Origin of the sequence: Microbacterium sp. (genome assembly GCF_036277215.1) — a bacterium.
Classification (GTDB): Bacteria; Actinomycetota; Actinomycetes; order Actinomycetales; family Microbacteriaceae; genus Microbacterium.
Genome location: NZ_DASUNI010000007.1, coordinates 1 through 4,107 on the forward strand (window position 1 = coordinate 1; position 4,107 = coordinate 4,107).

Annotated in this window: 3 protein-coding genes; 1 reads left to right on the plus strand and 2 read right to left on the minus strand. The window is 71.1% G+C overall.

Annotated features, from left to right (window positions below; all coding sequences use genetic code 11):
• A partial coding sequence (locus VFX99_RS00375; protein WP_329664338.1) for a LacI family DNA-binding transcriptional regulator occupies nucleotides 1-890 on the minus strand: 890 nt, incomplete at its 3' end.
• 400 nt (nucleotides 891-1,290) lie between these two features.
• Here VFX99_RS00375 and VFX99_RS00380 point away from each other — a divergent pair.
• Nucleotides 1,291-2,847: a carboxylesterase/lipase family protein gene (locus VFX99_RS00380; RefSeq protein ID WP_329664339.1), complete on the plus strand. Its 1,557-nt coding sequence runs from the start codon at nucleotides 1,291-1,293 to the stop codon at nucleotides 2,845-2,847.
• Nucleotides 2,848-2,862: 15 nt separating this feature from the next.
• Here the strand turns inward: VFX99_RS00380 and VFX99_RS00385 are convergent.
• The coding region (locus VFX99_RS00385) for a phosphoglucomutase (protein WP_329664340.1) at nucleotides 2,863-4,107 on the minus strand (1,245 nt) is incomplete at its 5' end.

A 4,107-nucleotide genomic window follows, 5' to 3' on the forward strand; every position in this document is an offset into this window, starting at 1 on the left:
ATGTCGCGCGCGGGCTGGCGGATCGTGGTGAGCGGGACGGCCGCGAACGTGGCGAATTCTATGTCGTCGTAGCCGACCACGGCGACGTCCTGGGGGACGCGCAGCCCGGAGCTCAACAGACCCTGGACGATCCCCGCCGCGAGGAGATCGTTCGTGGCGATGATGCCGTCCGGGCGCTCGTCCGGTGGGAGCGCCGCGACCTGCTCGCCGAGCACGCGGCCGAGTTCGGGCGTGGTGCGCGGGGTCCAGGAGATGTCGAGGCGAAGCCGCGCCTGGTCGGTGGCCTCGAGCGCGCCCTGCAGGCGCTCGCGCACCTGACGCACCTCCTCGCGCGCCCCGAGGAAGGCGATGCGCGTGCGACCCAGGCCGATGAGGTGCTCGGCGGCCATCCGACCGCCGGCGACGTTGTCGAACGACACGGAAGGCCAGACGCCGGTGTCGTCGACGCTGTCGACCAGGACGACCGGGATGCGCCGCGCCCGCAGACGGGCGAGCCAGGGCGCGGTCTCGCCGAAGGGCGCGACGAGCGCGCCTTCGACCTGCACGCGCTCGAACAGCTCGAGGTGGTCGCGCTCCTTGGCCACGTCGTCGTCGCTGTTGCCCACGAGCACGCGCAGCCCGGCCGCCGCAGCCGCGGCTTCGGCGCCCGCCATCAGGTCGGCGAAGAACGGGTTCGTGATGTTGATCACGGTCATGCCCAGCAACCCGCTGCGGCCGGCGCGCAGCTGCTGAGCGGCGTGCAGCGGAACGTAACCGAGCTCCTCGACGGCCGCGACGACTCGCGTGCGGATCTGCTGACTGACGCCGTCGGGGCTGTTCAGCGCCTTGGACACCGTGCTGATCGACACGCCGGCGAGCTTGGCGACGTCTTTGATGCCCGTCCGCTTCACGCTTCCCCCCCGTTCTGCCCGTCCAGTGTATGCGAAAGCGCTTTCCGAGCGCTCGGGCGCGGGGTGTGCGCGTTTTCGGCGGGGTGCAGCGCGGCCACCTCGCCGGAAGTGCACGAACCGCTCGCGAGAGTGCACCTAACCGCTCGCGAGAGTGCACTTAACCGCTCGCGAGAGTGCGTGGTCCATGCCGCGAGTGTGCCTTCTCCCGCCCGCGAGAGTGTATGAAACCGGTCCGCGAGTGGTTACGTGCACTCTCGCGAGCCGTTTCGGGCATTCTCGCGAGCGGTAGCGTGCACTCTCGCGAGTGGTTACGTGCACTCTCGCGCGCGGGAGCATGCACTCTCGGCGGCCGGACGCAACCCCCGTGCGGTTTGTCGGAGCCCGGGCGTAGACCCTGGGGATGGACACGCATCGCTCGCTCGACGTGTGGGTGACCGGGGGGCTCATCCGCGGCATCCGCGAGGGTGCCACGACGGCGTGGCGCGGCATCCCCTACGCGGCCCCGCCCGTGGGTCGGCTGCGCTTCCGTGCGCCGCGGCGAGTCCTGCCCTGGCAGGGATGCCGCGACGCCGCGCTGTTCGGACCGGCGGCCACGCAGGCGCACAAGGGCCAGTTCACCGGTGTGGGGCCCGACATCCCGTCGGGCGAGGACTGCCTGACGCTCAACGTCGTCGCACCGACCGCCGCATCTCCCGGGCCGCTGCCGGTCATGGTGTTCATCCACGGAGGCGGCTACAGCACCGGCTCGTCGCGCGACTTCAGCGGTCAGGGGCGCAACTTCGTGCGCACGGGCAAGGTCGTCTACGTCAGCTTCAACTACCGGCTCAGCGCCCTGGGCTACCTCGACTTCTCGCGCTACTCGACGCGCCTGCGACCGATCGAGTCGAACCTGGGTCTGCGCGACCAGATCGCGGCCCTTCGCTGGGTGCGCCGCAACATCCGCGCGTTCGGGGGTGATCCCGAGCGCGTGACGGTCTTCGGCGAGTCGGCCGGAGCCAACTCGGTCACCACCCTCATGGCGACGCCGTCCGCCCGAGGGCTCTTCGCCCGGGCGATCGCGCAGAGCGCGCCGCCCAACGCGGTGTACCCGCGCTCGGTGGCGAGCGCCTGGGCGGAGGAATTCGTCGAGATCCTGAGGCGACGCACCGCCGACGGACTCCCGGGGCCGAACCTCGAGCACCCACTCACCGTCGCGCAGACGGTCCACCTGCTGACCCGCGTGGACGCGACCACCCTGGTCAACGCGGCCGTAGTGCTGCAGACCCGCATGCCCGACGAGTATCCGGGGCTCTTCTGCCTGGCGCCCGTGATCGACGGGCGCCTCGTGCCGCGGCATCCGATGTCGGCCTTCCGGGGCGGCACGGCGCACCGCATCCCGCTCATCATCGGGACCAACGACCGCGAAGGCTCGATCTTCCGCGGACGCATCGACATCCTTCCCCGTACGCCATCGCGGATCGACGCCGTGCTCGCCCGCGCCACGCCCGAGTCGCGCGCCATGATCTCGCGCGCGTACCCGGGGCTTCCCGGTGGTCCCCTCGCGCTGGACTTCGGGGGCGACTACGCGTTCTGGTACCCGTGCGTCGCTGCGGCCGAGCGGCACGCCCGGTACGCGCCGGTGTACTTCTACCGCTTCGACGTCGCGCCGCGGCTGCTGCGCTGGGCGCGCCTGGATGCCACCCACGGCCTCGAGATGTTCGCGCTGTTCGAGCAGGCCGATGCGCCCCTCGCACGCACGATGACCTCGCTCGGCGGCCGGAAGGTGTTCAGCAGCGCAGGAGAGCGCATGCGGGATGCGTGGCTCAGCTTCGCCGCCGTGGGTGCACCGCCCGAAAGGTGGCCGCGGTACGAGGAGCCGGAGCGGCTGACGCTCATCATCGCGGATCGTGACCGCGTCGAGCCGGACCCGCGGGCCGAACGCCGTCAGGCGTGGACGGCTCTGCTGCCGCTCGCATGAGGCGCTGTTCGCACGTCAGGCCAGGGCTTCCGCCACGACCGCGCGGGCCTCCTCCTGCACCTCGCGCAGGTGCTCCTCGCCCCGCAGCGACTCGGCGTACAGCTTGTAGACGTCCTCGGTGCCCGAGGGGCGCGCGGCGAACCATGCGTGCTCGGTCACGACCTTGAGCCCGCCGATCGCCGCGCCGTTGCCGGGCGCGTGCGACAGCTTCGCTGTGATCGGCTCGCCCGCGAGCTCAGTCGCGGTGACCGCCTCCGGTGCCAGCTTGCCCAGCTGCGCCTTCTGCGCGGGCGTCGCCGGAGCGTCCACCCGCTGGTATGCCGATGCGCCGAACTCGGCCTCGAACTCGGCGTACCGCTGCGACGGCGTCTTGCCGGTCACGGCGAGGATCTCGGCGGCCAGCAGGCACAGCAGGATTCCGTCCTTGTCGGTCGTCCACACGGTGCCGTCCTTGCGCAGGAACGAAGCGCCCGCCGACTCTTCACCGCCGAATGCGACGGAGCCGTCGAGCAGACCCGGAACGAACCACTTGAAGCCGACCGGCACCTCGAGCAGCTTCCGCCCGAGCGACTCGGCGACCCGGTCGATGATCATGGAGGAGACGAGGGTCTTGCCCACGGCGGCATCCGCAGGCCAGTTCGGCCGGTGCGCATACAGGTAGTCGATCGCCACGGCGAGGTAGTGGTTGGGGTTCATCAGGCCGCCGTCGGGTGTGACGATGCCGTGGCGGTCGGCGTCGGCGTCGTTGCCGGTGGCGATGGCGAACTCGTCGCGCTTGCCGATCAGCGAAGCCATCGCGTGGGGTGACGAGCAGTCCATCCGGATCTTCTGGTCCCAGTCGAGGGTCATGAACCTCCAGGTCGGGTCGACCAACGGGTTCACCACCGTCAGCTCGAGGCCGTGCCGGTCGCCGATCTCGCCCCAGTAGCCGACGCTCGCCCCGCCCAGCGGGTCGGCGCCGATCCGGACACCGGCCTCCTTCACCCTGGCGAGGTCGACCACGTTGGGCAGGTCGTCGACGTACGTGCCGAGGAAGTCGTAGCCGCCCGCGGCCGTCCGGGCCCGGGTGAACGGCGTACGACGGACCTCCGCGAGCCCGCTCGCGATCAGCTCGTTCGCCCGGTCGGCGATCACCGAGGTTGCATCGCTGTCGGCTGGACCACCGTGGGGCGGGTTGTACTTGAAGCCGCCGTCGCCGGGCGGGTTGTGGGACGGGGTGATGACGATGCCGTCGGCCAGCCCGGACTGCTTCCCGCGGTT

What these genes read in the sequence shown, in the direction of transcription:
- VFX99_RS00380 (WP_329664339.1), top strand. Translation starts at nt 1,291, where the DNA reads ATGGACACGCATCGCTCGCTCGACGTGTGGGTGACCGGGGGGCTCATC.